Raw genomic sequence first — 1,855 nt, forward strand, 5'->3', positions numbered from 1 at the left:
TCGTGCGCCGGGTGGAACTCGAAAGTATCCGGAAAGCTGTTGTGCAGGTGGAATTCTCGCGCCCGGACGCGAAGGAGCTCGAGCTCGCGGGAGGTATCCCCGAGGGTCGGGTCGCGCCTGCAGACGTGGAAGCGTCGAACGAAGAGAACGAAGAAGGGTCGGACAAGTGAATATCGATATCGCCGCGCTGCGGGCAATCGAGACGGACAAGGGAATCTCCGCGGGCACGATCATCGCGGCGATCGAGACGGCTCTGCTCACCGCGTACCGACACACCGAGGGACACCAGCCCCACGCGCGTATCGACGTGGACACCAAGACCGGCATCGTGCGCGTCATGGCACGCGAGGTCGATGCGGACGGCAACCGCGTCGGTGAGGAGTGGGACGACACCCCGGAGGGCTTCGGCCGCATCGCCGCGACCACGGCTCGTCAGGTCATCCTCCAGCGCCTGCGCGACGCCGAGCACGAGCGCAGCTTCGGTGAGTACGCCACCCACGAGGGTGAGATCGTCGGCGGCGTGATCCAGCGCGACACCCGGGCGAACGCGCGCGGCATGGTCGTGGTGCGGATCGGCAGTGAGGCCAACGGGGCCGAGGGCCTCATTCCGCCGGCCGAGCAGGTGCCGGGGGAGACCTACGAGCACGGCGACCGGATCAAGTGCTACGTCGTCGGAGTCTCGCGGGGTCAGCGTGGCCCGCAGATCACGCTGTCGAGGACCCACCCGAACCTGGTCCGCAAGTTGTTCGCCCTCGAGGTTCCGGAGATCGCCGACGGCTCGGTCGTGAGACCCCGACGCGCGGGCCGCGCGGGTCGTCGTCCCCGATTTCCAGCTGTCGCTGGCCATCGGCAAGGAGGGTCAAAATGCGCGTCTCGCTGCACGGTTGACCGGGTGGCGTATCGATATCCGCAGTGACGCCGCACCGGGCCCCGAGTCACAGGTCGGTCGCGAAACGACGGGTGCTTAGAAACAGAATGCGGAGTTCACGCCAATACAGCGGTAGAGTGGTCGATGGTTCAGCGTGAACTGTCGGTGTCTGCGCGTGTCCAAGCCGGTGAACCGGTGCGGACGTGCGTGGGATGCAGGCAGAGAGAGCTGGCCGCCGACCTGCTCAGGGTCGTGGCACGGGAGGATGGATCCGGCGGATTCGTCCTCACCCCCGATCCGAGGCGAAGGCTCCCAGGGCGAGGTGCGTGGTTGCATCTCGATCCGAAGTGCCTGGCCGACGCGGTTCGGCGCCGAGCATTCGGCAGAGCACTAAGGGTGTCCGGGAGTCTGGATTCCTCGGAACTCGACCGGCTCGACGAGCCGGGCGGGATGTTCGAGACATCGAAGGCGGGTCACTCCAACCTGTGAGAGCAGGCGTAGTGATCACGCAAGACGTAGTACCACTCGGGACCTCTCGGGTTGCACAACACTCGGGAATGTCGAGCAGTACCTCAGAGAACAGGCACAAGCACTCATGAGCACACCGTGAAGCACCAGCGATGAACGTCCATCGGAGATAACCGAGGTCGTGCGGGCATCAGTCGCTCGCTCGACCTCTCAGTAGAGGAGAGCAGTGGCAGGCAAGGCCCGCGTGCACGAGTTGGCGAAAGAACTCGGTGTCACAAGTAAGGAACTACTCGCACGGCTCAAGGAGCAGGGCGAGTTCGTGAAGTCGGCGTCCTCCACCGTGGAGGCGCCCGTTGCGCGTCGTCTGCGGGAGTCGTTCCCGTCCGCGAAGTCGCAGACCGAAGGCAAGACGGAAGGCTCGGACAGCGCTCCGCGTCCGTCTGCCAAGCCCGGCGCGACCGCGCCCAAGCCCGGTGCCCCGCGCCCCGGCCCCAAGCCCGCTCCGGCCGCTCCCGCGGC

Annotated in this window: 2 protein-coding genes and 2 pseudogenes; all 4 read left to right on the forward strand. The window is 66.4% G+C overall.

The genetic code is table 11. From position 1 onward, the window contains the following. A pseudogene (locus IJ15_RS26835) lies at positions 1-170 on the forward strand (ribosome maturation factor RimP); the annotation flags it as partial. Further along, positions 167-968 (forward strand): annotated as a pseudogene (locus IJ15_RS25030) (NusA N-terminal domain-containing protein). The pseudogenes IJ15_RS26835 and IJ15_RS25030, both read left to right, overlap by 4 nt. 44 nt (positions 969-1,012) lie before the next feature. Next, positions 1,013-1,357 (forward strand): YlxR family protein, encoded by a 345-nt coding sequence (locus tag IJ15_RS25795; RefSeq protein ID WP_081880900.1) that lies wholly within the window; start codon positions 1,013-1,015, stop codon positions 1,355-1,357. 205 nt (positions 1,358-1,562) lie between these two features. Next, on the forward strand, positions 1,563-1,855 hold a 293-nt coding region (locus IJ15_RS25035; RefSeq protein ID WP_037136047.1), incomplete at its 3' end, for a translation initiation factor IF-2 N-terminal domain-containing protein.

The organism is Prescottella defluvii (assembly GCF_000738775.1).
Classification (GTDB): domain Bacteria; phylum Actinomycetota; class Actinomycetes; order Mycobacteriales; family Mycobacteriaceae; genus Prescottella; species Prescottella defluvii.